General features: G+C 57.6%; 20 protein-coding genes. 10 read left to right on the forward strand and 10 right to left on the reverse strand.

Translation table 11 applies throughout. The annotated features are described in order from the left end of the window. Positions 1 to 77: 77 nt before the first annotated feature. Positions 78 to 1,433 (reverse strand): aromatic amino acid transporter AroP, encoded by a 1,356-nt coding sequence (gene aroP / locus H7K56_RS14515; RefSeq protein ID WP_150360701.1) that lies wholly within the window; start codon positions 1,431 to 1,433, stop codon positions 78 to 80. 512 nt (positions 1,434 to 1,945) lie between these two features. Here aroP and pdhR point away from each other — a divergent pair. From pdhR to lpdA, 4 genes are all read left to right on the forward strand, one after another. Then, complete coding sequence (gene pdhR / locus H7K56_RS14520; protein ID WP_021507539.1) at positions 1,946 to 2,710, forward strand: pyruvate dehydrogenase complex transcriptional repressor PdhR; 765 nt, start codon at positions 1,946 to 1,948, stop codon at positions 2,708 to 2,710. Between the two features lie 126 nt (positions 2,711 to 2,836). After that, positions 2,837 to 5,503: a pyruvate dehydrogenase (acetyl-transferring), homodimeric type gene (aceE, locus tag H7K56_RS14525; protein ID WP_150360702.1), complete on the forward strand. Its 2,667-nt coding sequence runs from the start codon at positions 2,837 to 2,839 to the stop codon at positions 5,501 to 5,503. A gap of 14 nt (positions 5,504 to 5,517) precedes the next feature. After that, positions 5,518 to 7,410, forward strand: coding sequence for a pyruvate dehydrogenase complex dihydrolipoyllysine-residue acetyltransferase (gene aceF / locus H7K56_RS14530; protein ID WP_058759501.1), 1,893 nt, complete (start codon positions 5,518 to 5,520; stop codon positions 7,408 to 7,410). 174 nt (positions 7,411 to 7,584) lie between these two features. Next, positions 7,585 to 9,009: a dihydrolipoyl dehydrogenase gene (gene lpdA / locus H7K56_RS14535; protein ID WP_021507536.1), complete on the forward strand. Its 1,425-nt coding sequence runs from the start codon at positions 7,585 to 7,587 to the stop codon at positions 9,007 to 9,009. A 149-nt stretch (positions 9,010 to 9,158) separates the two neighbouring features. On the opposite strand, the gene H7K56_RS23545 is transcribed toward lpdA, so the two are convergent. Then, on the reverse strand, positions 9,159 to 9,305 hold the full coding sequence (locus H7K56_RS23545) for a Hok/Gef family protein (RefSeq protein ID WP_021314460.1): 147 nt from the start codon (positions 9,303 to 9,305) through the stop codon (positions 9,159 to 9,161). 767 nt (positions 9,306 to 10,072) lie between these two features. Between H7K56_RS23545 and acnB the strand changes: the two genes are divergently transcribed. Together acnB and yacL are read left to right on the forward strand one after the other, a co-directional pair. Further along, the gene (gene acnB, locus H7K56_RS14545) at positions 10,073 to 12,670 is read left to right on the forward strand and encodes a bifunctional aconitate hydratase 2/2-methylisocitrate dehydratase (protein WP_141496256.1); all 2,598 of its coding nucleotides are present in this window, start codon (positions 10,073 to 10,075) and stop codon (positions 12,668 to 12,670) included. 168 nt (positions 12,671 to 12,838) lie between these two features. Continuing rightward, positions 12,839 to 13,201: a protein YacL gene (yacL, locus tag H7K56_RS14550; protein ID WP_058774816.1), complete on the forward strand. Its 363-nt coding sequence runs from the start codon at positions 12,839 to 12,841 to the stop codon at positions 13,199 to 13,201. 39 nt (positions 13,202 to 13,240) lie between these two features. Here yacL and H7K56_RS14555 read toward each other — a convergent pair whose 3' ends face one another. From H7K56_RS14555 to H7K56_RS14570, 4 genes are all read right to left on the reverse strand, one after another. Next, positions 13,241 to 14,560 (reverse strand): MFS transporter, encoded by a 1,320-nt coding sequence (locus tag H7K56_RS14555; protein ID WP_059010392.1) that lies wholly within the window; start codon positions 14,558 to 14,560, stop codon positions 13,241 to 13,243. Between the two features lie 41 nt (positions 14,561 to 14,601). Beyond that, positions 14,602 to 15,555, reverse strand: coding sequence for a phosphoglycerate dehydrogenase (locus H7K56_RS14560; protein ID WP_150360703.1), 954 nt, complete (start codon positions 15,553 to 15,555; stop codon positions 14,602 to 14,604). Positions 15,556 to 15,726: 171 nt separating this feature from the next. Beyond that, positions 15,727 to 16,611: a dihydrodipicolinate synthase family protein gene (locus H7K56_RS14565; RefSeq protein WP_150360704.1), complete on the reverse strand. Its 885-nt coding sequence runs from the start codon at positions 16,609 to 16,611 to the stop codon at positions 15,727 to 15,729. An 11-nt stretch (positions 16,612 to 16,622) separates the two neighbouring features. After that, positions 16,623 to 17,777 carry an iron-containing alcohol dehydrogenase gene (locus tag H7K56_RS14570; RefSeq protein WP_058770605.1) on the reverse strand — a complete coding sequence of 385 codons (1,155 nt, stop codon included), beginning with the start codon at positions 17,775 to 17,777 and terminating at the stop codon, positions 16,623 to 16,625. A 188-nt stretch (positions 17,778 to 17,965) separates the two neighbouring features. Here H7K56_RS14570 and dtnK point away from each other — a divergent pair, with 188 nt between their 5' ends. The 3 genes from dtnK to H7K56_RS14585 are packed head-to-tail and all read left to right on the forward strand — an operon-like array spanning position 17,966 to position 20,978. Continuing rightward, on the forward strand, positions 17,966 to 19,237 hold the full coding sequence (gene dtnK, locus H7K56_RS14575; protein WP_150360705.1) for a D-threonate kinase: 1,272 nt from the start codon (positions 17,966 to 17,968) through the stop codon (positions 19,235 to 19,237). Continuing rightward, positions 19,182 to 20,210, forward strand: a complete 1,029-nt coding sequence (locus H7K56_RS14580; protein ID WP_220496590.1) for a D-threonate 4-phosphate dehydrogenase — start codon at positions 19,182 to 19,184, stop codon at positions 20,208 to 20,210. Before dtnK ends, H7K56_RS14580 begins: the two co-directional genes overlap by 56 nt. Positions 20,211 to 20,216: 6 nt before the next feature. Continuing rightward, a complete protein-coding gene (locus tag H7K56_RS14585) occupies positions 20,217 to 20,978 on the forward strand; it encodes a DeoR/GlpR family DNA-binding transcription regulator (RefSeq protein ID WP_022547144.1) in 762 nt (253 codons plus the stop codon). 78 nt (positions 20,979 to 21,056) lie between these two features. Here the strand turns inward: H7K56_RS14585 and speD are convergent, their stop codons facing one another. From speD to H7K56_RS14600, 3 genes are all read right to left on the reverse strand, one after another. Beyond that, a complete protein-coding gene (gene speD, locus H7K56_RS14590; RefSeq protein ID WP_021507527.1) occupies positions 21,057 to 21,866 on the reverse strand; it encodes an adenosylmethionine decarboxylase in 810 nt (269 codons plus the stop codon). 19 nt (positions 21,867 to 21,885) lie between these two features. Further along, on the reverse strand, positions 21,886 to 22,740 hold the full coding sequence (gene speE, locus H7K56_RS14595) for a polyamine aminopropyltransferase (protein WP_150360706.1): 855 nt from the start codon (positions 22,738 to 22,740) through the stop codon (positions 21,886 to 21,888). 109 nt (positions 22,741 to 22,849) lie between these two features. Further along, entirely contained in the window at positions 22,850 to 23,197 is a 348-nt protein-coding gene (locus H7K56_RS14600; protein ID WP_021507525.1) for a YacC family pilotin-like protein, read from the reverse strand. A 177-nt stretch (positions 23,198 to 23,374) separates the two neighbouring features. Between H7K56_RS14600 and cueO the strand changes: the two genes are divergently transcribed. Next, positions 23,375 to 24,988: a multicopper oxidase CueO gene (gene cueO, locus H7K56_RS14605; protein ID WP_150360707.1), complete on the forward strand. Its 1,614-nt coding sequence runs from the start codon at positions 23,375 to 23,377 to the stop codon at positions 24,986 to 24,988. On the opposite strand, the gene H7K56_RS14610 is transcribed toward cueO, so the two are convergent. Beyond that, complete coding sequence (locus H7K56_RS14610; protein ID WP_150360708.1) at positions 24,975 to 26,270, reverse strand: cystathionine gamma-synthase family protein; 1,296 nt, start codon at positions 26,268 to 26,270, stop codon at positions 24,975 to 24,977. The two genes, cueO and H7K56_RS14610, sit on opposite strands and share 14 nt — an antisense overlap. Between the last annotated feature and the right edge of the window lie 35 nt (positions 26,271 to 26,305).

Consider the following 26,305-nt stretch of genomic DNA (forward strand, 5'->3'; position numbering starts at 1 on the left):
TGATGGACAAAATACGCGGGCGGGGAAAAGTGTGAAGCGGATCGGCCCGGCAGCAGCGTGCCGGGCCCGGTGAAGCATCAGGCTTTCTGCACCCGATTTTTAACGGTATAACCCACGGCCAGCACCAGCAGCCACACCGGAATCAGCCACACTGAAATCGCCATGCCTGGCGTCATCAGCATGATCACCAGAATGGCCGCCAGGAACAGCAGGCAGATCCAGTTACCCAGCGGATACAGCACCGCCCTGAAACGGGTGGTCACGCCCTGCTGGTCTTTTTTCTTGCGGAATTTCAGGTGCGCGAGGCTGATCATCGCCCAGTTGATGACCAGCGCGGAGACCACCAGCGACATCAGCAGGCCGAAGGCTTCGCCCGGCATCAGATAGTTAATCAACACGCACAGCGCAGTGGCTACCGCCGAGACCAGAATGGTCGCCACCGGCACACCACGACGATCCACTTTCAGCAGCGCTTTTGGCGCGTTGCCCTGCTGCGCGAGGCCGAACAGCATGCGGCTGTTACAGTAAACACAGCTGTTATACACCGACAGCGCGGCGGTCAGGATCACCACGTTGAGCGCATTCGCCACCAGCGCATCGCCCAGTTCGTGGAAGATCAGCACAAACGGGCTGGTCTCTTCGGTGACGCGCGTCCATGGCAGCAGCGAGAGCAGCACCGCCAGTGAGCCGATGTAGAAAATCAGGATACGCCACAGCACCTGGTTGGTGGCTTTAGGGATGCTCTCTTGTGGATTGTCGGCTTCTGCGGCGGTGATCCCCACCAGTTCAAGGCCGCCGAAGGAGAACATGATGATCGCCATCATCATCACCAGCCCGCTGAAGCCGTGCGGCAGGAAACCGCCCTGGTTCCACAGGTTGCTGACGCTGGCCTGTGGGCCGCCGTTGCCGCTAAACAGCAGCCAGCCGCCAAACAGGATCATACCGATGACCGCCACCACTTTGATAATCGCGAACCAGAACTCCATCTCACCGAACACTTTAACGTTGGTCAGGTTGATGGCGTTGATCACCACAAAGAAGATAGCCGCAGTGGCCCAGGTGGGGAATTCCGGCCACCAGAACTGAATATATTTGCCGACGGCGGTGAGTTCAGCCATCGCCACCAGCACATACAGCACCCAGTAGTTCCAGCCGGAGGCAAAGCCGGCAAAGTTGCCCCAGTATTTATAGGCGAAGTGGCTAAAGCTGCCGGCCACCGGCTCTTCCACCACCATTTCACCGAGCTGGCGCATGATCAGGAAGGCAATAAAACCGGCGATGGCATAGCCGAGAATCACGGCCGGACCGGCCGATTTAATCACTGATGCGCTGCCCAGAAACAGACCGGTACCGACGGCACCGCCCAGCGCAATCAGCTGAATATGGCGATTTTTCAGGCCGCGATGCAGCGTTTCGCCATGCTGTTGTTCCATACAAACCTCATGATGTTGTTATTGTGCACCTGCAGTGCGCGCACTGTAAGGCTGTTCTATCTGTGTACGTTTTTCTTTACGGTATCCGGCGGGCTGTGTGCAAGCCTGAGCTACCCTGGCGACCAGAATAGTGATAAGCGCGCCGCTTTGCACCTGCTTTTGCTTTTTGTGCTGAGAGATGGCTGAAAAAGCAGCAGCATCCTCTGCGCTTCCCTTGCGCTATTTCTGCCATGAATAAGGCTTAAACACGAATAGCATTCGCTTATGGCTACGCAGCCTGATGCGCGCTAATGCAGTGTAAGGTTTGGTAAAAGTGAAATCTGTTAACATTTGCCGCGCTGAGACGCTTTTCTGCCAGATCCCGGTAAGTTAGCGCACGGTAACCGGTGTCTGCGGTGAAAGTGTGCCGGGGGCCATATAGACACAAGGTGAATACTTTGTTACTTTACGGGCACCATTTTTCAATTGGTATTACCAATTTACTCCGGACGTTTGGCTCATAAGAAGGGATGATGGCCTACAGTAAAATTCGCCAACCCAAGCTCTCCGATGCAATCGAGCAGCAGCTGGAATCCCTGATTATGGAAGGGACGCTCCAGCCGGGTGAAAAACTGCTTCCCGAGCGTGAACTGGCCAAACAGTTTGATGTCTCACGTCCATCGCTGCGCGAAGCGATCCAGAGTCTGGAAGCTAAAGGCCTGCTGCTGCGCCGTCAGGGTGGTGGCACCTTCGTACAGCAGAATCTCTGGCAAAGCCTGAGCGACCCGCTGGTCGGCCTGCTTGCTGAACATCCTGAATCCCAGTTTGACCTGCTGGAAACCCGCCATGCGCTGGAAGGCGTTGCGGCCTACTACGCTGCGCTGCGCGGCACCGATGAAGACCTGCAGCGTATTCGCGACTGTCACGTCAACATCCAGCAGGCGCAGGACAGCGGCGATTTAGATGCTGAGGCCGATGCGGTCATGAAGTATCAGATCGCTGTCACAGAAGCCGCCCATAATGTGGTGCTGCTGCATTTGCTGCGTTCGATGGGCCCTATGCTGGAACAGAACGTCCGTCAGAATTTCGAATTGCTCTACGCTCGCCGCGAAATGCTGGCGAAAGTGAGCGGTCACCGCGCCAGTATCTTTGAGGCGATTGTGGCTCGTGAGCCAGAACAAGCACGCGAGGCATCCCATCGTCACCTGGCGTTCATTGAGGAAATCTTGCTGGACAGAAGTCGGGAGCAGAGCCGTCGTGAACGCTCCCTGCGTCGTTTACAGCAACGTAAGGAATAACGCACGGCAATGAACGTGCGACATAAACGACGGGCCTGTCTTCTTGTGCTGTGAATCAGAAGCAAAGCACAAGCAGACAGGCTCCTGATAATTCAACGTATTAGACACAGATAAGGAATACACCCCATGTCAGAACGTTTACAGAATGACGTGGATCCGATCGAAACTCGTGACTGGCTACAGGCGATCGAATCGGTCATCCGTGAAGAAGGTGTTGAGCGCGCGCAGTATCTGATTGATCAGGTATTGAGTGCTGCACGCAAAGGCGGTGTGAAAGTGGCAGCGGGCGGCAACGCCGTCAGCAACTACATCAACTCCATTGCGGTCGAAGATGAGCCGGAATATCCGGGTAACACCTCTCTTGAACGTCGTATCCGTTCCGCAATCCGCTGGAACGCCATTATGTCGGTTCTGCGTGCGTCGAAGAAAGATCTGGAGCTGGGTGGTCACCTGTCGTCTTTCCAGTCTTCTGCCACCATTTATGAAGTGTGCTTCAACCACTTCTTCCGCGCGCGTAGCGAGCAGGATGGCGGCGATCTGGTCTATTTCCAGGGCCACATTTCTCCGGGCATCTACTCGCGTGCGTTCCTTGAAGGACGCCTGACTGAAGAGCAGATGAACAACTTCCGTCAGGAAGTCCACGGCAACGGTCTCTCTTCCTATCCGCATCCAAAACTGATGCCGGACTTCTGGCAGTTCCCGACCGTGTCGATGGGTCTCGGCCCACTGAACGCCATCTATCAGGCGAAGTTCCTGAAATATCTGGAACACCGCGGCCTGAAAGATACTTCTAAGCAGACCGTTTACGCCTTCCTTGGCGATGGCGAGATGGACGAACCAGAATCCAAAGGGGCGATCACCATCGCTACCCGTGAGAAGCTGGATAACCTGGTGTTCATCATCAACTGTAACCTGCAGCGTCTCGACGGTCCGGTCACCGGTAATGGTAAGATCATCAACGAGCTGGAAGGCATCTTTGCCGGTGCTGGCTGGAACGTGATCAAAGTGATCTGGGGCGGACGCTGGGACGAGCTGCTGAAGAAAGATACCAGCGGCAAGCTGATTCAGCTGATGAACGAAACCGTTGACGGCGACTATCAGACCTTCAAATCACGCGACGGTGCGTACGTGCGCGAGCACTTCTTCGGTCAATACCCGGAGACCGCAGCGCTGGTGAAAGACTGGTCAGACGAAGAGATCTTCGCCCTGAACCGTGGTGGTCACGATCCGAAGAAAATCTACGCGGCACTGAAGAAAGCGCAGGAGACCAAAGGTCAGCCAACGCTGATCCTGGCGCATACCATCAAAGGCTATGGTATGGGTGACACCGCGGAAGGTAAGAACATCGCGCACCAGGTTAAGAAGATGAACATGGATGGCGTTCGCTACATCCGCGATCGCTTCAACGTGCCAGTGGCTGACGACAAGATCGAACAGCTGCCGTATGTGACCTTCGAAAAAGGCTCAGAAGAGTACAACTACCTGCACGGCCAGCGCGAGAAGCTGGGTGGCTATCTGCCAACCCGTCAGGCTGAGTTCAGCGAAAAGCTGGAAATGCCGGCGCTGGAAGAGTTCAGTGCGCTGCTGGAAGAGCAGAGCAAAGAGATCTCTACCACCATCGCCTTCGTGCGTGCGCTCAACGTGATGCTGAAGAACAAGTCGATCAAAGATCGTCTGGTGCCGATCCTCGCAGACGAAGCGCGTACCTTTGGTATGGAAGGTCTGTTCCGTCAGATTGGTATCTACAGCCCGAACGGCCAGCAGTATACGCCGCAGGACCGTGAGCAGGTTGCTTACTATAAAGAAGACGAGAAAGGCCAGATTCTGCAGGAAGGGATCAACGAGCTGGGCGCAGGGTCTTCCTGGCTGGCGGCGGCGACCTCTTATAGCACCAACAACCTGCCGATGATTCCGTTCTACATCTATTATTCGATGTTTGGTTTCCAGCGCATCGGCGATCTGATGTGGCTGGCAGGCGACCAGCAGGCGCGCGGCTTCCTGGTGGGCGGCACCTCTGGTCGTACCACGCTGAACGGCGAAGGTCTGCAGCACGAAGATGGTCACAGCCACATTCAGTCGCTGACTATCCCGAACTGTATCTCTTACGATCCGTCTTACGCGTACGAAGTGGCAGTCATCATGCATGACGGTCTGGTACGTATGTACGGCGAAGCGCAGGAAAATATTTACTACTACATCACCACGCTGAATGAAAACTACCACATGCCTGCGATGCCGCAGGGTGCGGAAGAGGGTATCCGTAAGGGTATCTACAAGCTGGAGACGGTAGAAGGCAGCAAAGGTAAAGTGCAGCTGCTGGGCTCAGGTTCTATCCTGCGTCACGTGCGCGAAGCGGCACAGATCCTGGCGAAGGATTACGGCATCGGTTCTGACGTCTATAGCGTGACCTCGTTCACCGAACTGGCACGCGACGGTCAGGATTGTGAGCGCTGGAACATGCTGCACCCAACGGAAACTCCACGCGTACCGTACATCGCTCAGGTGATGAACGACGCGCCGGCGGTGGCATCGACCGACTACATGAAGCTGTTCGCAGAGCAGGTTCGCAGCTACGTGCCAGCCAGCGATTATCGCGTGCTGGGTACCGATGGTTTCGGCCGTTCAGACAGCCGCGAAAACCTGCGTCACCACTTCGAAGTGGATGCGTCATACGTAGTGGTTGCAGCCCTGGGTGAACTGGCTAAACGCGGCGAAATCGAGAAGAAAGTGGTGGCGGATGCGATCGCGAAATTCAACATCGATGCCGATAAAGTTAACCCGCGTCTGGCTTAAGAGGTAAGAGAGTAATGGCTATCGAAATTAACGTTCCGGATATCGGGTCAGACGAAGTTGAAGTCACCGAGATTCTGGTCAAGGTGGGCGACAAGGTTGAAGCCGAACAGTCGCTGATCACCGTGGAAGGCGATAAAGCCTCGATGGAAGTGCCTTCGCCGCAGGCCGGCGTGGTCAAAGAGATCAAAATCGCGACCGGTGACAAAGTGAATACCGGTTCACTGATCATGATTTTCGACGCCGAAGGTGCAGCTGCTGCGGCACCGGCCGCCGAAGAGAAACCAGCGGAAGCCGCACCTGCTGCGGCTGCCGCCAGCGAAGCGAAAGACGTTAACGTACCGGATATCGGCGGCGACGAAGTCGAAGTCACCGAAATTCTGGTTAAAGTGGGCGACAAAGTGACGGCAGAACAATCGCTGATCACCGTCGAAGGCGACAAAGCCTCCATGGAAGTGCCTGCACCGTTTGCCGGTGTGGTGAAAGAGATCAAAATCGCCACGGGCGACAAGGTGAACACCGGTTCACTGATCATGATCTTTGAAGCCGAAGGCGCGGCGCCAGCAGCAGCTGCCAAACCTGCAGTGAAAGAAGCGGCGGCCTCTGCGCCAGCCGCGGCAGCGGGTGCCAAAGACGTTAACGTCCCGGATATCGGCGGCGACGAAGTGGAAGTCACCGAAGTGCTGGTCAAAGTAGGCGATAAAGTTGAGGCTGAGCAGTCACTGATCGTGGTGGAAGGCGATAAAGCGTCAATGGAAGTTCCGGCGCCGTTTGCCGGTACGGTTAAAGCGCTGAAAGTGGCTACCGGCGATAAAGTCAGCACCGGTTCGCTTATCATGGTGTTCGAAGTAGAAGGTGCTGCGCCGGCTGCTGCGGCACCAGCAGCGAAACAGGAAGCCGCCCCCGCTGCAGAAGCCAAACCGGCTGCTGCACCTGCGCCAGCAGCGGCGAAAGCCGATGCGAAGAGCGAGTTTGCTGAAAATGATGCTTACGTGCACGCCACGCCGGTGATTCGTCGCCTGGCGCGCGAGTTCGGTGTTAACCTGGCGAAAGTCAAAGGCACCGGCCGTAAAGGTCGCATCCTCAAAGAGGACGTGCAGGCTTACGTGAAAGACGCGGTGAAACGCGCTGAAGCGGCACCGGCTGCGGCCGCAGGCGGCGGTATTCCGGGCATGCTGCCATGGCCGAAAGTGGACTTCAGCAAGTTCGGTGAAATCGAAGAAGTGGAACTGGGTCGTATCCAGAAAATCTCGGGTGCTAACCTGAGCCGTAACTGGGTAATGATTCCGCATGTAACTCACTTCGACAAAACCGATATCACCGATCTGGAAGCGTTCCGTAAGCAGCAGAATGCGGAAGCCGAGAAGCGCAAGCTGGATGTGAAGTTCACCCCGGTGGTGTTCATCATGAAAGCGGTCGCCGCGGCACTGGAGCAGATGCCACGTTTCAACAGCTCGCTGTCGGAAGATGGCCAGAAGCTGACGCTGAAAAAGTACATCAACATCGGTGTGGCGGTCGATACGCCAAACGGTCTGGTGGTTCCGGTGTTCAAAGACGTGAACAAGAAAGGCATCACTGAGCTGTCGCGTGAGCTGATGGCGACGTCGAAGAAAGCGCGTGATGGCAAACTGACCGCCAGCGATATGCAGGGCGGCTGCTTCACCATCTCCAGCCTTGGCGGCCTCGGCACCACGCACTTCGCGCCAATTGTTAACGCGCCGGAAGTGGCTATCCTCGGGGTGTCTAAGTCGGCGATGGAGCCGGTGTGGAACGGCAAAGAGTTCGCTCCGCGCCTGATGATGCCGATTTCGCTGTCGTTCGACCACCGCGTCATCGACGGTGCGGATGGTGCGCGCTTCATCACCATCATTAACAATATGCTGTCTGATATTCGCCGTCTGGTGATGTGACGTTAATCAAGGCCGGCAAATGCCGGCCTTGTTGTAAGCATTCGGAGTTGCCGCGGTTGGCAGTTTGTTAACAATTCTGTAAACTCTCGCGGTGAAATGTCCCGGTGGAGATAGGGCATCAAGAGCCTGGGAAAGGGTCGCTTTTGACCGCCGGCAATCTAACAAGAGGTCATGATGAGTACAGAGATTAAAACTCAAGTCGTGGTACTTGGGGCAGGTCCTGCAGGTTACTCTGCAGCCTTCCGTTGCGCTGATTTAGGTCTGGAAACCGTACTGGTAGAGCGCTACAGCACCCTCGGCGGTGTCTGTCTGAACGTCGGCTGTATCCCGTCAAAAGCGCTGCTGCACGTGGCGAAAGTCATCGAAGAAGCTAAAGCTCTGGAAGAGCACGGTATCGTGTTTGGCCAGCCGCAGACTGACATCAACAAAATCCGTACCTGGAAAGAGAAAGTCATCACTCAGCTGACCGGCGGTCTGGCTGGCATGGCAAAAGGCCGCAAAGTGAAAGTGGTCAACGGTCTGGGTAAATTCACCGGCGCCAATACGCTGGTGGTAGAAGGGGAAGGTGGCGCAACCACCATCAACTTCGATAACGCCATCATCGCTGCAGGCTCGCGTCCTATCGAACTGCCTTTCATTCCACATAACGATCCGCGCGTGTGGGACTCTACTGATGCGCTGGAGCTGAAAGAAGTTCCGAAGCGTCTGCTGGTTATGGGCGGTGGCATCATCGGTCTGGAGATGGGTACCGTCTACCATGCGCTGGGTTCAGAGATCGACGTGGTCGAGATGTTTGACCAGGTGATCCCGGCCGCCGATAAAGACGTGGTGAAAGTGTTCACCAAGCGTATCAGCAAGAAATTCAACCTGATGCTGGAAACCAAAGTCACCGCGGTAGAAGCGAAAGACGACGGTATCTACGTATCCATGGAAGGTAAAAAAGCGCCGGCTGAACCACAGCGTTACGACGCAGTGCTGGTGGCGATTGGCCGTGTACCGAACGGTAAAGGTCTGGATGCTGGTAAAGCAGGCGTGGAAGTGGACGATCGCGGCTTTATCCGCGTCGACAAACAGATGCGCACCAACGTGCCACACATCTATGCTATCGGTGACATCGTCGGTCAGCCAATGCTGGCGCACAAAGGCGTGCACGAAGGTCACGTGGCGGCAGAAGTGATTTCCGGTCTGAAGCACTACTTCGACCCGAAAGTGATCCCTTCTATCGCCTACACCGAGCCAGAAGTGGCCTGGGTGGGTCTGACCGAGAAAGAAGCCAAAGAGAAAGGCATCAGCTACGAAGTGTCCACCTTCCCGTGGGCGGCATCGGGCCGTGCTATCGCGTCTGACTGTGCAGACGGTATGACCAAACTGATCTTCGACAAAGAGACGCACCGTGTTATTGGTGGCGCGATTGTCGGTACCAACGGCGGCGAGCTGCTGGGTGAAATCGGTCTGGCTATCGAGATGGGTTGTGATGCCGAAGATATCGCGCTGACCATCCACGCGCACCCAACCCTGCACGAATCGGTTGGCCTGGCGGCGGAAGTGTTTGAAGGTAGCATTACTGACCTGCCAAATCCAAAAGCGAAAAAGAAATAATTTCGCCTGAGGCTTAGGTTAATTAACGGCTCCTGTAAGGAGCCGTTTTTTTATTAATTGAAAAAGTAAGTTGAATAGATAAAAGCGGGCGCAGGAGCAACACGTTAAACGATGCCGGAATAGCGGAGGAAACCCTCCGCTATTGAAGTTTACTGTTGTGCTTCGTAAGCCATGACAGCCGATAATTCAGCCGCGAATATCCGCAATCGTAATTCACACAGTGAACTGCGATTTGCCAGGCATAAACCTAACAGGATGAGCCCGCTGATAATCAGCGTGCTGAATTTCACCTTCATAATCACTTACTCCTTGCATTAGCACGAGCAAGCCACTACCCTGACACTGTCTGGGTGTTTTGGGTAGTGGCTCACCCGTGCGGTTAATGAAAATTAATCGCACGGTTCACCTTCCACCATCCACCCCAATTTCTTTTGCAGATCTTAAGGCAGATAGCCTCAAGCGCCCGCAGGCAGTCTACGCTATTTATTTATCATTTCCTCTTTTATTTTTTATCTCTTTTTTGAATCGCAGTTATTTTTTAAGGGTGTATTTTAATTGGATGACTAAGTTTAAAGATTCATTTAAATCGGCACTGCGTTGATAATTAATTAAATGCGCGCAAGGCATCACATTCAATATTTATTAGGTGATGTAGTATTAATTTTTCCTCAGGAAAACGTGTGTGGGAAGCTGAACGGTAGCCGTTTAGTGCAAGCGCATCAGCACATAACCAAAAGTGAATGAACCGGCATGAAAGGGGATTGCAGGTTATGGATTCGCGGTGTGAAGGCCGGATGCGACAAATTACGCGCTAAAACCTGGCTCCACTGGCTACCGGCACAGGCGCGAACAGGCACTACCAGAGCCGCTCTGGCTTCTCTTCTGGCGCAAAGCGCAGACAAATCTGCTAAATAACGCGCGGATGTTGCTTTTTTGTAAACGGATTAACAATCAGCCGAAATCCTGCTATGCTGGCCGACGCAGAACCGGGCACCTCACCCTACTGTTTGACAGCATCAACAGGTGCACCGGAAAGCTATACAATGAGAGCGAGGAGAACGTCGTGCTAGAAGAATACCGTAAGCACGTTGCCGAGCGTGCTGCCCAGGGAATCGTACCTAAGCCGTTAGATGCTTCCCAGATGGCCGCGCTGGTTGAACTGCTGAAAAACCCGCCAGCGGGTGAAGAAGAATTCCTGACTGACCTGCTGGTCAACCGTGTCCCGCCGGGTGTTGATGAAGCGGCGTATGTAAAAGCCGGATTCCTGGCAGCTATCGCAAAGGGCGAAGCCCACTCTCCTCTGGTCACTCGTGAAAAAGCAGTCGAACTGCTGGGCACCATGCAGGGCGGCTACAACATCCATGCGCTGATCGAGGCGCTTGACGATGAGGCTCTGGCACCGATTGCCGCTGAAGCACTGTCCCACACGCTGCTGATGTTCGATAACTTCTACGACGTCGAAGAGAAAGCCAAAGCGGGTAATCCCCACGCGAAGAAAATCCTCCAGTCCTGGGCTGATGCAGAATGGTTCCTCAAGCGTCCTAAGCTGGCAGAAAAAATCACCACCACCGTGTTCAAAGTGACCGGCGAAACCAACACCGACGACCTCTCTCCGGCGCCGGATGCATGGTCACGTCCGGATATTCCACTGCACGCGCTGGCGATGCTGAAAAACCCACGTGACGGCATCGAACCCGACGATGCTGGCAACGTTGGCCCGATCAAACAGATTGAAGCACTGCAGCAGAAAGGCTTCCCGCTGACCTACGTCGGTGATGTGGTTGGTACCGGTTCTTCACGCAAGTCCGCGACCAACTCAGTGCTGTGGTTCATGGGTGACGACATTCCGTATGTGCCGAACAAAAAAGGCGGCGGTCTGTGCCTCGGCGGTAAAATCGCGCCGATCTTCTTCAACACCATGGAAGATGCCGGCGCGCTGCCGATCGAACTCGACGTCGAGCGCCTGAACATGGGCGATGTGATTGACGTTTACCCATACAAAGGTGAAGTACGCAATCACGAGACCAATGAACTGCTGGCGACCTTTGCGCTGAAAACTGACGTGCTGCTGGATGAAGTGCGCGCCGGTGGCCGTATTCCGCTGATTATCGGTCGCGGCCTGACCACCAAAGCGCGTGAGTCGCTGGGTCTGCCGCACAGCGATGTGTTCACCAAAGCCAAAGATGTGGCCGAAAGCAACCGTGGTTACTCGCTGGCGCAGAAAATGGTGGGCCGCGCCTGCGGCGTGGCAGGGATTCGTCCTGGCGCCTACTGTGAACCGAAAATGACCTCGGTCGGCTCTCAGGACACCACCGGTCCAATGACCCGTGATGAACTGAAAGATCTGGCGTGTCTGGGCTTCTCCTCCGATCTGGTGATGCAGTCCTTCTGTCACACCGCCGCTTATCCGAAGCCGGTCGATGTCACTACACACCACACGCTGCCGGACTTCATCATGAACCGTGGCGGTGTTTCGCTGCGTCCAGGCGATGGCGTGATTCACAGCTGGCTGAACCGTATGCTGCTGCCGGATACCGTCGGCACCGGCGGTGACTCACACACCCGCTTCCCGATTGGCATCTCGTTCCCGGCCGGTTCTGGTCTGGTGGCGTTTGCCGCAGCGACGGGCGTTATGCCTCTGGATATGCCGGAGTCAGTGCTGGTGCGCTTCAAAGGCGAAATGCAGCCGGGCATCACGCTGCGCGATCTGGTGCACGCGATTCCGCTGTACGCCATCAAGCAGGGCCTGCTGACCGTTGAGAAGAAAGGCAAGAAAAACATCTTTTCCGGTCGCGTGCTGGAAATCGAAGGTCTGCCGAAGCTGAAAGTTGAGCAGGCGTTTGAGCTGACCGATGCCTCGGCCGAGCGTTCTGCGGCGGGTTGTACCATCAAGCTGGATAAAGAGCCGATCATCGAGTATCTGAACTCCAACATCGTACTGCTGAAGTGGATGATCTCCGAAGGCTACGGCGACCGTCGTACGCTGGAGCGCCGTATCCAGGGCATGGAAAAATGGCTGGCCGATCCGCAACTGCTGGAAGCCGATGCCGATGCGGAATACGCAGCGGTGATCGAAATCGATCTGGCGGAAATCAAAGAGCCCATCCTGTGTGCGCCGAACGATCCGGACGACGCACGCTGGCTGTCTGACGTGCAGGGCGAGAAGATCGACGAAGTATTCATCGGTTCGTGCATGACCAACATCGGTCACTTCCGTGCGGCAGGTAAACTGCTGGACGCGCACAAAGGCCAGCTGCCGACCCGCCTGTGGGTAGCGCCGCCAACCAAGATGGATGCCGCGCAGCTGACAGAAGAGGGCTACTACAGCGTCTTTGGTAAGAGCGGTGCGCGTATCGAGATTCCGGGCTGTTCACTGTGCATGGGTAACCAGGCGCGCGTGAAAGACGGCGCGACGGTGGTTTCAACCTCGACCCGTAACTTCCCGAACCGTCTGGGTACCGGTGCCAATGTGTTCCTGGCATCAGCCGAGCTGGCCGCGGTCGCTTCCCTGCTGGGTAAACTGCCTACGCCGGACGAGTATCAGCAGTTTATGGTGCAGGTGGATAAAACCGCTGCCGACACCTACCGCTACCTGAACTTCGATCAGCTGGGCCAGTACACCGAAAAAGCGGATGGAGTGATTTTCCAGACCGCGGTGTAAAATACGCCTGCCAGTGAAAAAGGGACGAGCGCATCGTCCCTTTTTTTATGCGCTTTTTTCCCTCGCCGTCTCCAGGCATAATGCGAGCGCGATCCCACTTTCTTGCGCGCGCTGCGCACAAAATGCACGAAAGCGTGCCGTCTGGCGCGCCACAGGTATGAGGCCAACATGGAATATGAATTTCTGCGTGACGTGACCGGTCAGGTCCGGGTACGCATGTCGATGGACCACGAAGCGGTGGGGCACTGGTTCAATGAAGAGGTGAAAGAGAACTTTGCGCTGCTGGATGAAGTCGAAGCCGCGGTGCGTACAGTCAAAGGCACGCAGCAGCAGTGGCAGCGCGTCGGGCACGAATATACGCTGTGGCTGGATGAAGAAGAGGTGATGATCCGCGCCAATCAGCTGGCGTTAGAGGATGACGGCCTGGAAGAGGGCATGACTTATTACGATGAGGAGAGCCTGTCGTTCTGCGGCGTGGAGGATTTTCTCGCGGTGATTGCTGCTTATCGCCGGTTTATGGCCGGCCGCTAACGGGCGCCCGCAGCCGGGGCGCCACTGCCGTTGCGCTGGTTACACGCCGTTAATGGCGGAACGGGCGTGGGATAAAGGTTCCTCATCCACAATCGGTTCGACCTTGCCGAGCAGGAACAGGTAGTTAAGGATTCCGATCACCACCAGCACCGCCGAGAACACCAGCGCCCAGGTAAAGTGGCCGGTGGCACCAACGATAGCGCCGGTAATGATTGGCCCGACCGCGCCGCCCATATTGGAGACGGTATTCTGCAGCCCGGCAACAATTGACACGCTGTTGGTGGGCGCAACATCGCCCGGCAGCGCCCACACCTGAGATGCCGCGACGGTGGTGCCGGACTTAGCAATACACAGCAGCAGCACCGTCATGAACACGGAATCGGTGAATGGCGCGAACCCGATGCACAGCGCCATCAGCAGGCCAATCGTCAGGAACAGCTTGCGCGTGGCGGTCAGCGACAGCACTTTTTTATGCACCATACGGTCCGACGCCCAGCCCGCCAGCACCTCAATCACCATACCGCAGATCAGCGGCAGCGCCGCCACCATGCCCATTTTCAGGAAATCCATCCCTTTGTCTTTCACCAGGTAGGTTGGCAGCCAGGTGATAAAGAAGTAGGAGGTGTAATTGATGGTGAAGAAGCCAATACACATCGCCCAGATGTTGCGGTAGCGCAGCAGCTTGTACCACTTCATCGGCCGCACGTTCTTATCGCCGTGCTTCTGTGCCTGGCCATTGCGGATCAGGCGTACTTCATCTGCGCTGATCGCTTTGTGGTCTTCCGGGTTCTCGGCATAAATGAAGTACCAGGCGATGACCCAAATCAGCCCGACGGCACCAATCGCCAGAAAGGTCAGACGCCAGTCGAACAGCGCGATCATAAAGACGATCAGCGGCATGGCGACGGCCCCGCCAAATTTTGATGCGCTGTCGAACAGGCCGGAGACGGTGGCGCGCTCGCGATCCGGGAACCAGCGCGCGGTAATACCGGCGTTGCTGGGATAAGCCGCCGCTTCACCCACGCCGAGCGCCAGACGCAGCGCCAGCAGCGATTTAAAGCCGGTGGCGAGCCCCATCGCCATGGTGGCAATCGACCACCAGCCGACAGCGATGCCGAGGCCTTTTTTCTGGCCGAAGCGGTCGGCAAACCAGCCTGCCGGGATCTGCAACAGCGCGTAGGACCAGAAAAACGCCGCCATGATAAAGCCCATCATCTCCGGATTGATGTCGAGCTCGGTGATCAGGTGCGGTGCGGCGGCAGAGAGTACGGTACGATCAATATAGTTAATGGCAATGGCCAGCCACATCAGGCCGGCGATCCACCATCTGATGCGTGTTGAGCGTGCGGTGTTGGTCATAATCATTATCCACGCGAAAAGGGTGACAGAGGAGGGCGGCGTCAGGCCAGCCCGTTCATGATATTCATCGGGCGTTCGCCCTGTTTTATACACTGCACAATCTGCGTCACGCAGCGTTCACCAATGGCGCTGATGGCACCGTCGGTATAACCGGCAAGGTGCGCCGTGGGGATAAAGTTACTCAGGGTGAACAGCGGATGCTGCGCCAGCGGCTCCTGCACAAAGACATCCGCCGCCGCACCGGCAATCACGTTATCCTGCAATGCCTGGTAGAGATCCTGCTCATTCACCACGCCACCGCGTGACGCGTTGATGAGAAACGCGCTCTTCTTCATGCGCTTCAGGCGCGCGGCGTCGAACAGGTTTTGCGTCTGGTCGGTGAGCGGCATATGTAAGGTGATGAAGTCGCTGTGCTCCGTCAGCTGATCGAGGCTGACAAACGTCACGCCGTGTTCGGCGGCGAAGGCGTCATCGGGGTAAAAATCGAAGGCGAGGATGCGCATATTGAAGCCTTTAGCGCGCAGTGCCACCTGCTTACCGATATTGCCCAGGCCGATGATGCCGAGCGTTTTGCCGTAGACGTCGGTGGCAAAAATGCGCGGCCAGTGGCCGGCGCGGGTCTCTATTGCGGCGGTGGTGATCTGGCGCGCGCTATTGAGAATCAGCGCAAAGGCGAAATCGGCAACCGCGTGTTTGTTCGCGTCCGGCACGTTTGTCACGTAAATACCGCGCGCACGGGTTGCGTCGAGGTCGATGTTATCGACGCCTACGCCGTGCTTGCAGACAATTTTCAGCTGCGGTGCCAGCGACAGCAGCGCATCGTTGACCTCGGTGAAGGCCACGATCAGGGCGACGGTGTCGGCGAGATGCGGCGCCAGCGCGCTGAGCGGTGCGTTGGCGGGCAGCGTAATCAGCTCAAAGCCCTGCTGGCGCAGTGTGTCGATCGGCGCGGCGTCGTAGCGGGCGAACGAAGGTGAAGTACAGATGACTTTCATAGCAAATGCGTCCCGGTGTTAATAACAGCAGCCATCGCTGCCTGAATCCGACCCGCCACCGTCAGATTAACCCTAACCCTGATGGCGGCAGGGGGTAGCGGCGCCTGTATTGCGCGATGAATCGCGCCGCTACCACAGCTGCGTGCGGTAAGTGCTTTGAATTTACTGGCTTTACTGCAAATACTGATTCACGATCTGGCGGATCTTCTGCTCTTCCTCCGCAGAGAAGCGCACCGCATAGCGGCTGTCGCCGACCTCATAGCCGAGCAGCGCCACGGCTTTTTTCACCGCCGCCGGGGAAAAACCAATGCTGTAGAGATCGGTACGCAGGCCGGTGACGTTCTCCTGAGCGGCGCGCGATCCGGCGATGTCGCCGGCATGGAAGCGCGCCCAGATGGCGTTAATCTCTTTCGGCGCCACGTTAGCCAGCCCGGAAATACAGGCGGAGCAGCCATCGACGAAGCCCTGATGAATCAGTGAGTCCGGCCCGTTCAGCACGTTGAAATGCGCAATACCTGCCGCTGCCTGCAGAAAGCCGCTCAGACTTTCGTAGCTGCCGGCGCTGTCTTTGATGCCAATGATGTTGGGATGCGCTGCCAGCGTACGCACGGTTTCCGGCTGCAGCGTATTACCGGTGCGCGCCGGAATGTTGTAGAGAAACAGCGGGACGTCGAGGGCGTCGGCCACGGCGCGGTAGTGATCAATCAGCTCTTCCTGTTTAAGCGGGACAAAGTAAGGGGTGATCACCGAGACGGCATCCACACCCAGCTTTGCTACCTGCCTGCCCAGCCGGATAGTCTCACGCGTCGAGATCTCGCCAATGTGCGCCACCACCGGTGCAGTGCCGTTTACTTCGTCGACGCAGGTCTCGGTCACCGCCAGCTTTTCCTGCTCGTTCAGCACGAAAAACTCCCCGTTGGTGCCGCCGCAGAAAATACCGTTACCGGCGCTCAGCTGACGCCGAATCTGTTCACGCTGCGCGGCAGGATTGTAGGCTCCGTCGCGATCAAAAGTGGTGACGATGGCGGTCAGTACGCCCTGAATGGTGTTGCTCATGATTCCCCCGCTCATGCTGAGTGATTTAATGCCGGAAACAGCGTCAGGTAGACGTTGCGCACATCGTCGGCGCTGACTTTCATCGGTACATTCTTCATCAGGCGCTGCACGTCCAGCGCGGCTTCGACCAGATACGGCAGATGATCCGGCCCGATACCCAGCGCTTCCAGGCTGGCCGGCAGTTTAAGGCGCTGCACCAGCGCGGCGAAATAGGCCACCAGTGCGTGCGATTTGGCCTCTTCATCCAGTGCGCTATCGGCATCCGGCAGCAGATCGTAGGCCTGCGCGAACTTGCTCACCGCCGCCGGACGCACAAACTGCATGCACGGCGCCAGCAGAATGGCGTTGGCCACGCCGTGCGGCAGATGATACTTGCCGCCCAGCGGATACGACATGGCGTGCACCAGATGTGTCCCGGCATGGGCGATCGCCGCTCCGCCGTAGTAGGACGCCCACAACATATTCAGCCGTGCTTCCAGGTTGTCCGGTTCGGCAAGGGTCTTTTCGAGGCTGGCGAACAGCTTTTTCATGCCGATCAGCGCATAGTTATCACTCACCGGATTGGCCACGGTGGCGGTGAAGCACTCAATCAGGTGGCACAGCGCATCAATCCCGGTCGACGAGGCGATGTGCGCCGGCATGCTGGTGGTCAGTTCCGGAATCAGCGCCACGTAGTCCGGCAGCATCACCGGCGAAATAATACCGACCTTGGTCTCTTTCTCCGGAATGGCAAGGATGGCATTGGGCGTGGCTTCCGAGCCGGTGCCGGCCGTGGTCGGGATCAGTAAAGAAGCGGTACGCGTGTGCGGCTTCTCACCGGCCAGCAGCGCCGTCAGGGTTGGCGCATCGGCTACGCACAACACGGACAGCAGCTTCGCCACATCCAGCACGCTGCCGCCGCCAATGCCGATCACCAGATCGACGTCGCCGTGCGGCAGCGCCGCAACAATCGCCGCCACATCATGCTGGCTCGGCTCGGGCGGCACCGTATCAACCAGGCTCAGGCTGGCGATCTGCTGCTGCAGCCGGGCGATAAGCGCCTGCACCGCCGGAATACCCAGAATGTTTTTATCCGTGACCAGCAACGCCTTCTGCTTATCCTGCAGTAAATAGCTGAGATCGTTCAGAGCCTGATAGCCACTGATCACGGTGCTGTTGATATTCATGTCATGCCCTTATAACGGTTTTGCACATTATGATTAGGTTTGCTCAATGCTGTGCGGGGTGTATCCCTTTCTGAGGCTAAATTTATAGGCGATATCGATTTCAATTAATTTGATCTTGCTCACATATAATCAATCATGATTGAATATAATCAAATGCAGCACGGCAAGGGGCCGTGACAGGAGAGAAAATGACTTCATCGCCATGGAAAACGCCGGTTCTGGTGATTGCCGACGATTTTACCGGCGCCAATGACGCAGGCAGCGGCTTCGCGCTGGCCGGCGCACGCGTCCACGTGCTGTTCAATAACCTGACACCCCCGGAGGCCGGCGCAGCGGATGTGCTGGTGATCAGCACCGATAGCCGTGCGGTCAGCGCAGCGGAAGCCGCCAGCCGCACGCATGCCGCCATTCAGCCGCATCAGCAGATAGCGCAACACGGCTGGCTGTTTAAGAAGATCGACTCAACGCTGCGCGGCAATCCAGGCGCTGAGGTAGCCGCCGCGCTGCAGGTCAGCGCGAAACGGCTGGCGCTGGTGGTGCCGGCGGTGCCTAAGCTGGGCCGCATCACGCGCGGCGGGGAAGTGTGGATCCATCAGCAGCGCCTGACTGACACCGAATTTGCCAGCGATCCTAAAACCCCGGTGACCAGCAGTAACGTGCTGATGCGCCTGCAGATGCAATGCGAGCTGCCGGGCGAGCAGATCGATCTTGCCACGGTACGCAGCGGCACGCTGGCCGCACGGCTGGCGACCAGTCAGGGCCTGCTGGTACTGGACGCGGAACAGCAGGCGGATATCGACGCCATTATCGCGGCTGCCGCGACGCTGCCGGAACGTCCGCTGCTGGTCGGCGCGTCCGGGTTAAGCGATGCGCTGGGTGCGCATCTTGCTGCGCGGCCCTCTCGCCCGGTGCTGGCGATAGTCGGTTCGATGAGCGCCATGGCGCAGCAGCAAATCGCCCGGCTCGCCAGCCAGCGTGACATCCGCTTGATTGATATTGATATTTGCCAGCTGTTTGCCACACCGGCATGGCCGCAGGCGGCGGCCTGGCAGCAGGCGATGGTCCAGGCGCTGCGCGAGGGTGTGCACTGTGTGGTGCGCACTACGCAACAGGCTGACCAGCGCCACGCGATTGCGCAGCTGTGTCAGCAGCAGCAGATTACGCGCCAGCAGCTCGGCGAGCGCATCTGCCAGTTTCTGGCGCAGCTGACGCGCGCCGTCTGCGCGCACATTCAGCCTGCCGGCCTGTTTCTCTCCGGCGGTGACGTGGCCATCGCGGTAGCGCAGGCACTCGGGGCCAGCGGCTTTCAGATTCAGGGCCAGGTGGCGGGCTGTGTACCGCACGGGGTTCTGCTTAACAGTGAATTACACCTGCCGGTGATGACCAAAGCGGGTGGCTTTGGTGATGAAAACACCCTGGCAGAAGCCATTCGTTTTATTGAGGAGAAGTCGAGTGAATAACACTATTGCGGTGACCATGGGCGATCCGGCGGGCATCAGCCCGGAAATCATCATTAAAGCGCTGGCAGAAGGGGAGCTGGCGGGCATTCCGGCAGTGGTGGTCGGCTGTGCCGCGACGCTGCGTCGGGTGCTGGCATTGAATATTACGCCGCACGCCGAGCTGCGCGTGCTGGACAGCGTGCAGGATGCGCATTTCGCACCGGGCATCATTAACGTCATCGATGAGCCGCTGGCCGATCCTGATGCGCTGCAGCCGGGCAAGGTACAGAAGCAGGCCGGCGATCTGGCCTGGCGCTGCGTGAAGCGCGCCACCGAACTGGCGCTGGCGGGCGACGTGCAGGCGATTGCCACCGCCCCGCTGAACAAAGAGGCGCTGCACGCGGCGGGCCACCTTTATCCCGGCCACACTGAACTGCTGGCACAGCTGACCCAGACCAAAAATTACGCCATGGTGCTGTATACCGACCATCTGAAAGTGATCCACGTGACCACGCACATCGCGCTGCGTAAGTTCCTCGACACGCTGAACGGCGAACGTATTCAGACGGTGATCGGCATGGCTGACAGCTTCCTGCGTCGCGTGGGCTATGACCAACCGCGCATCGCCGTCGCCGGGGTCAATCCGCACGCGGGCGAGAATGGCCTGTTTGGTGATGAAGAGATCACCACGGTGACGCCAGCGATCCAGGCAATGAAGCAGCAGGGCATTGATGTCCATGGCCCGTGCCCGCCGGATACGGTGTTTTTACAGTGCCAGCAGGGGCAGTACGATATGGTGGTGGCGATGTACCACGATCAGGGGCATATCCCTTTGAAACTGCTTGGCTTTTACGATGGCGTCAACATCACGGCGGGACTGCCGTTTATCCGCACTTCCGCCGACCACGGCACGGCATTTGATATCGCCTGGACAGGTAAAGCGAACTCTGCGAGCATGGCGATCTCGATTAAACTCGCGATGCAGCTTGCATAGGGAAATATGAAGGGACAAAGCCGTCTCGACCAGATTATGGACTATCTCAAAAGTCATAATCTGGTCACTGTTGAACAGCTGGTGAGCGCCATTTCTGCTTCGCCAGCCACCATTCGCCGCGATCTGATTAAGCTGGACAAGGAAGGGGTGATTAGCCGCAGCCACGGCGGCGTCACGCTGAACCGCTTTATCCCGACGCAGCCGACCACGCTGGAGAAGATGCAGCGTAACCTGGCGGAGAAGCAGGCCATCGCCCAGTTCGCTGCCAGCTATGTGCAGTCCGGCGATGCGGTAGTGCTGGATGCCGGCACCACCATGCTGGAACTGGCACGACAGCTGACCCATCTGCAGCTGCGGGTGATCACCGCCGATCTGCACATTGCGCTGTTTTTGTCGGAGTTTAAACAGATTGAGACCACCATCATCGGCGGCCGCATCGACGACTCCAGCCAGTCGTGCATTGGTGAGCACGGCCGGCGCCTGCTGCGCAGTATCAATCCGGACATTGCGTTTGTCAGCTGTAACTCATGGAGTATTGAGCGCGGTATTACCACGCCGACGGAAGACAAAGCCGGGCTGAAGATGGATCTGCTGGCCAACGCGCGCCGGCGCATTCTGCTGGCCGACAGCAGTAAATATGGCTCATGGTCGCTGTACTGCGCGGCACCGATTGATAGCCTGACCGATGTGGTGACCGATTCCCGCCTTGATGAAGCGGTATGCCGTGATTTGCGCGAGCGCGGCATTGGCCTGCAGCTGACCGCGTAAATGTGCCGCCCGCATCAGCGGGTGAATGACGTGCGCTGCGCTACCGCGGCGCAGCCTTCACCCACTGCTGGCGCTGAGTTACAACAACTTCAATCCCGTCGCCGGGATATTGCGCCCGTAATAAATCTCACGCATCTCCTTCCACAACAGATTGGTAATGCGCTTGTGCTCCTGCGGGCTCAGCTCTTCAGGTTTGGTGTTGAACAGGTAATACTTCAGATCAAATTCCTTCAGCAACATCTTGGTATGAAAGATGTTTTCCTGATAAACGTTAACGTCCACCATGTCGTACATCGCTTTCATATCCTCGGACATGAAGTTCTGAATGGAATTGATCTCATGGTCGATGAAATGCTTCACGCCATTGACGTCGCGGGTGAAGCCGCGCACGCGGTAATCCACGGTTACGATATCCGACTCCAGCTGGTGGATGAGATAATTCAGCGCCTTCAGGGGCGAAATCACGCCGCAGGTCGAGACTTCAATGTCGGCGCGGAAGGTACATAAACCGCCTTCCGGGTGACTCTCCGGATAGGTGTGCACGCAGATGTGACTCTTGTCGAGGTGCGCCACCACCGAACTGGGCAGCGGGCCGGGATGCTCGGAATTATCGATATCCTGCGGATTGATCGGCTCTTCGCTGACCAGAATCGTCACGCTGGCACCCTGCGGCTCATAATCCTGGCGCGCGATATTCAGCACGTTAGCACCGATGATTGAGCAGGTCTCGGTGAGGATTTCCGTCAGGCGGTTGGCGTTATATTGCTCATCAATATAGGCGATATAGCCATCACGTTCGGCTTCGCTATTGGCATAGCAAATGTCGTAGATACAAAAACTCAGGCTTTTGGTCAGATTATTGAAGCCATGTAGTTTTAGCTTTTGCAATTGGGTTCACCTCCTGAGGTCAGCTGAGCGCGTTTAAAAGGTATTGCGGCAGGGCAAAGCTGCCGATGTGCAGCTGTGGCGTGTAGTAACGGCAGGGCAGTCCGGCCGCGGCAAAACGTGACTGCAGCGTCGCAAGGTCCGGCTGGCGCAGCGCCGGATCGTCGCTCGCCCAGGCGAAGGTCATGATGCCGCCGTAGTAAGTCGGAATCGCCGCCTGGTAAAAGCTGACGTCAGCGAAATAGTGGCTGAGTTTGCGGTGGCTGTTGACCGCTTCATCCTGCTGCAGGAAGCAGACGCCGTTCTGCGCGACAAACACGCCACCGTGATTGAGCGCCTGTTTGCAGCCGGCATAAAACGCCGAGGTGAACAGACTCTCGCCAGGACCGATTGGATCGGTACAGTCGGAGATGATCACATCAAACCGTTCCTGCGTCTGGCTGACGAAGTTAACGCCATCGTCGATCACCAGCTGCAGACGCGGATCGTCGTAAGCGCCGGCGCTGTGGTTAGGCAGATAGGTTTGACAGAAATTCACCACGCCAGCATCAATTTCCACCATGGTGATGTGCTCAACGCGCTGATGCCGGGCTACCTCGCGCAGCATCGCGCCGTCACCGCCGCCGATAATCAATACGCGCCGGGCGTTGCCGTGCGCCAGAATCGGCACGTGCGTCATCATTTCGTGATAGATAAACTCATCGCGCTCGGTGGTTTGCACCACGCCGTCCAGCGCCATCACGCGGCCAAACGCGGCGTTCTCAAAGATCACCAGATCCTGATGCGCGGTTTTATCGCGGTATAGCAGATTGTCTACGCTGAAATATTGGCCAAAGCCGCTATGCAGCGTCTCATGCCAGGTCTCTTTGTCGGCCATGCCGGAGCGCTCCTTATGCTGTTAACGCGCAATAATGCCAGAAAAAAGCATAACGAATTATGACCGTGCTTGCACGGTCAGGGCGTTAACAGCAGCGCAGGGCGGAGGATTATTTCACGTAGGCAAGCAGGCTGAGGGAATCGCGCGCCAGCGACTTACACTTTTTGTCGTTGGTGATGGCGATACCGCTCAAATCTTTGTAGCTCTCTTCACCGAGGGATTTCATGTTGTAAGCGCTGTAGTTGCTCAGATCCCAGCGGTTTTGCTGGGCAAAAAACACCAGTGCTTTACGAATCTGCGCGTCGGGCAGATCCTGATAGCCGCAATCATTTTTCAGATAGACAAACACCGCGGTGAGGTCAGCCAGATCTTCTGCTTCGGATTCGCTCAGGGCAAAACTGGTGGAGGAGAAGCCAAGGAGTCCCGCCAGCAGCAGGATCTTGATGCTTTTCGTCATAATCGTTCTCAACAAGGGACAATTTAATGACGTTAGCACAGTTATTGCCGGGATTCCGCTAAATTTGGCTAAATGCGCCACTGGCGCGCTTTTTATCCCGGCGGGCGCTTTCATCGCTTGACCCTCCCGCAGGGGAAAGGTTTACGCTGTGCCCCTATTCACGATAAGGATATGAATATGCAACGTCGTCATTTTCTCAAGCTGACCGCCGCCCTCAGTGCAGCCGGCGCGCTGCCCTTCTGGAGCCGCTCGCTGATGGCCGCTACGCGCCCGCTGTTGCCCATCCCGTCGCTGCTGGAGCCCGATGCACACGGCCAGTACACGCTGACCGCCATGACCGGCAGAAGCCAGTGGAACGGCAAATCCGTCCCAACCTGGGGTTACAACGGTAGCCTGCTCGGTCCGGCGCTGCGCCTGCAGCGTGAGAAAAGCGTCACCGTCAATATTCATAATCGTCTGCCGGAAGCCACCACGTTGCACTGGCACGGGCTGGAAATTCCCGGCGCGGTGGATGGCGGTCCGCAGGCGCTGATTGCGCCCGGCGCCACGCGTCAGGTGAGTTTTACCCCCGATCAACCGGCGGCGACCTGCTGGTTCCATCCGCATCAGCACGGCAAAACCGGCTATCAGGTGGCGCAGGGGCTGGCGGGGCTGGTACTGCTGGAAGATGAGGCGTCCGGCAAGCTGCGGCTGCCGATGCAGTGGGGCGAAGATGATGTGCCGCTGATTTTCCAGGATAAGCAGCTCACTCAGGACGGCACGCGTATCGATTATCAGCTGGATATCATGCGCGCCGCCGTGGGCTGGTTTGGCGATTTGATGCTGACCAACGGCGTGCCGTATCCACAGCACGCGGTGCCGCGCGGCTGGCTGCGCCTGCGCCTGCTCAACGGCTGCAATGCGCGCTCGCTGCACATCGCCGCCAGCGATAAACGTCCGCTGTACGTGGTGGCGAGTGACGGTGGCCTGCTGGCTGAACCGGTGAAGGTGGAGAGCCTGCCGCTGCTGCCGGGCGAGCGCTTTGAAGTGCTGGTGGATACCTCAGACGGCAAAACCTTCGATATCGTAACGCTGCCGGTCACGCAGATGGGCATGACGCTGGCGCCGTTCGATCAGCCGCTGCCGCTGGTGCAGATTCTTCCGCTGCGCGTGATGGCCAGCGGTACGCTGCCGGACCAGCTGGTGGATGTGCCGCCGCTGCCGGCAACGGAAGGGCTGCAGAGCCGCTGGCTGCAGCTGATGATGGATCCGCAGCTGGATCAGCAGGGCATGCAGGCGCTACAGCAGCGCTACGGTGCCAAAGCGATGGGCAGCCAGCACGGCGCGGGCAAAGCGATGGATCACGGCAGCATGAAGATGGACCATGGCGCGATGGATCATAGCAACATGGATCACGGCGATATGGCGATGGATCAGGGTAACCACGCCAGCAGCGCCGTATATGATTTCCACAACGGCAACAAAATCAACGGCCAGGCCTTCAACATGGAAAAGCCCATGTTTGCCGTGCCGCTGGGCAAATATGAAAAATGGACCATCTCCGGCGAAGGCGACGCCATGCTGCATCCGTTCCACATTCACGGCACGCAGTTCCGCATTCTGTCCGAGAACGGCAAGCCGCCTGCGGCGCATCGCGCCGGCTGGAAAGATATGGTCAGCGTCAACGGCTGGCGCAGTGAAGTGCTGGTGCGCTTCAACTACGTCGCCGATAGCGAAAATGCCTATATGGCGCACTGCCATCTGCTGGAGCATGAAGATACCGGCATGATGCTGGGCTTTACGGTGAGCTGACGGCCGCGTCCAGCGCCAGGCGGATATCCTCAATCAAATCATCGGCATGTTCGATGCCGATCGACAGGCGCACCGTCGCGTCGGTGATGCCGATACGCTCGCGCACCTCCAGCGGTACGCCGGAATGGGTGGTGCTGGCGGGATGGCTGGCGAGCGACTCGGTGCCGCCGAGGCTCACCGCCAGTTTGAACAGCGCCAGCGCGTTGAGAAAGCGGAATGCCGCAGCCTGGCCGCCCTCGATATCAAAGGAGAAGGTGGAACCGGCGCCGCTGCACTGGCGCTGCCAGGTTTCTCCTGCCGGACTGCTGGCGTCGAGATAGGGCAGCCAGTGCAGTTTCGCCACCTGCGCGTGATCACGTAAAAATGCCGCGACCTGTTCCGCATTGCTGGCGGCTTTCTCCATGCGCAGCGACAGCGTTTCCAGCGAGCGGCCAATCATCCAGCTGGAGTGCGGATCGAGCTGGGTGCCAATCGCGCTGCGCAGCGAACGCACTTTGTTGATTAACGCCCGGCTACCCAGCGCGGCGCCGGCAATCAAATCGGAATGACCGCCGACATATTTGGTCAGCGAGTAGAGCGAGATATCCGCGCCGTGCTGCAGCGGACGCTGAAACAGCGGGCCGAGCAGGGTGTTGTCGCAGGCGAGAATTGGCCGGGAGCCCTGCTGCTGGGTGATCACCTCCGCCACCTGACGCATCAGTTGGATGTCTACCAGACTGTTGGTGGGGTTGGCCGGTGTTTCAATCAGAATCATCGCGACGCGCCCGCGCTGCCACGCCAGCTTCGCGGCTTCATACACTTTATCTTCGTCGGTGCCGTCGCTGAATCCCACCGCTTTGATCTCCAGATCGTGCAGCGTTTTGCTCAGCAGCGTTTCGGTGCCGCCGTACAGCGGCTGCGAGTGCAGGATCACTTCGCCGGGACGGGCAAAGGTCAGCAGCGTGGTGGCAATCGCCGACATGCCGGAAGAGAACAGCGCGGCGCTTTCGGCACCTTCATAAATGGCCAGCCGATCTTCAACGATCTCGCTGTTAGGGTGGTTGAAGCGGGAATAGACCAGCCCGCCGCTTTTGCCCGCCGGTGGTTGCTGGCGGCCGGCAACGAAATCGAAAAATTCTTTGCCCTCTTCGGCGCTGTTAAACACAAAGGTTGACGTCAGAAACACCGGCGGCTTCACCGCACCTTCTGACAGGCGCGGATCGTAACCGTAGTTGAGCATCTGCGTTTCCGGATGCAGTTCACGCGTGCCGATCTGCGTTTTTTTACCTGATGAAGCGGCCATAGGGATCTCCAGAGAGAGCGGGCAGGATGCTTACA

The organism is Pantoea dispersa, from assembly GCF_014155765.1.
Taxonomy (GTDB): Bacteria; Pseudomonadota; Gammaproteobacteria; order Enterobacterales; family Enterobacteriaceae; genus Pantoea; species Pantoea dispersa.

What these genes read in the sequence shown, in the direction of transcription:
- aroP (WP_150360701.1), bottom strand. Translation starts at nt 1,433, where the DNA reads ATGGAACAACAGCATGGCGAAACGCTGCATCGCGGCCTGAAAAATCGC.
- pdhR (WP_021507539.1), top strand. Translation starts at nt 1,946, where the DNA reads ATGGCCTACAGTAAAATTCGCCAACCCAAGCTCTCCGATGCAATCGAG.
- aceE (WP_150360702.1), top strand. Translation starts at nt 2,837, where the DNA reads ATGTCAGAACGTTTACAGAATGACGTGGATCCGATCGAAACTCGTGAC.
- aceF (WP_058759501.1), top strand. Translation starts at nt 5,518, where the DNA reads ATGGCTATCGAAATTAACGTTCCGGATATCGGGTCAGACGAAGTTGAA.
- lpdA (WP_021507536.1), top strand. Translation starts at nt 7,585, where the DNA reads ATGAGTACAGAGATTAAAACTCAAGTCGTGGTACTTGGGGCAGGTCCT.
- H7K56_RS23545 (WP_021314460.1), bottom strand. Translation starts at nt 9,305, where the DNA reads ATGAAGGTGAAATTCAGCACGCTGATTATCAGCGGGCTCATCCTGTTA.
- yacL (WP_058774816.1), top strand. Translation starts at nt 12,839, where the DNA reads ATGGAATATGAATTTCTGCGTGACGTGACCGGTCAGGTCCGGGTACGC.
- H7K56_RS14555 (WP_059010392.1), bottom strand. Translation starts at nt 14,560, where the DNA reads ATGACCAACACCGCACGCTCAACACGCATCAGATGGTGGATCGCCGGC.
- H7K56_RS14560 (WP_150360703.1), bottom strand. Translation starts at nt 15,555, where the DNA reads ATGAAAGTCATCTGTACTTCACCTTCGTTCGCCCGCTACGACGCCGCG.
- H7K56_RS14565 (WP_150360704.1), bottom strand. Translation starts at nt 16,611, where the DNA reads ATGAGCAACACCATTCAGGGCGTACTGACCGCCATCGTCACCACTTTT.
- H7K56_RS14570 (WP_058770605.1), bottom strand. Translation starts at nt 17,777, where the DNA reads ATGAATATCAACAGCACCGTGATCAGTGGCTATCAGGCTCTGAACGAT.
- dtnK (WP_150360705.1), top strand. Translation starts at nt 17,966, where the DNA reads ATGACTTCATCGCCATGGAAAACGCCGGTTCTGGTGATTGCCGACGAT.
- H7K56_RS14580 (WP_220496590.1), top strand. Translation starts at nt 19,182, where the DNA reads ATGAAAACACCCTGGCAGAAGCCATTCGTTTTATTGAGGAGAAGTCGA.
- H7K56_RS14585 (WP_022547144.1), top strand. Translation starts at nt 20,217, where the DNA reads ATGAAGGGACAAAGCCGTCTCGACCAGATTATGGACTATCTCAAAAGT.
- speE (WP_150360706.1), bottom strand. Translation starts at nt 22,740, where the DNA reads ATGGCCGACAAAGAGACCTGGCATGAGACGCTGCATAGCGGCTTTGGC.
- H7K56_RS14600 (WP_021507525.1), bottom strand. Translation starts at nt 23,197, where the DNA reads ATGACGAAAAGCATCAAGATCCTGCTGCTGGCGGGACTCCTTGGCTTC.
- cueO (WP_150360707.1), top strand. Translation starts at nt 23,375, where the DNA reads ATGCAACGTCGTCATTTTCTCAAGCTGACCGCCGCCCTCAGTGCAGCC.
- H7K56_RS14610 (WP_150360708.1), bottom strand. Translation starts at nt 26,270, where the DNA reads ATGGCCGCTTCATCAGGTAAAAAAACGCAGATCGGCACGCGTGAACTG.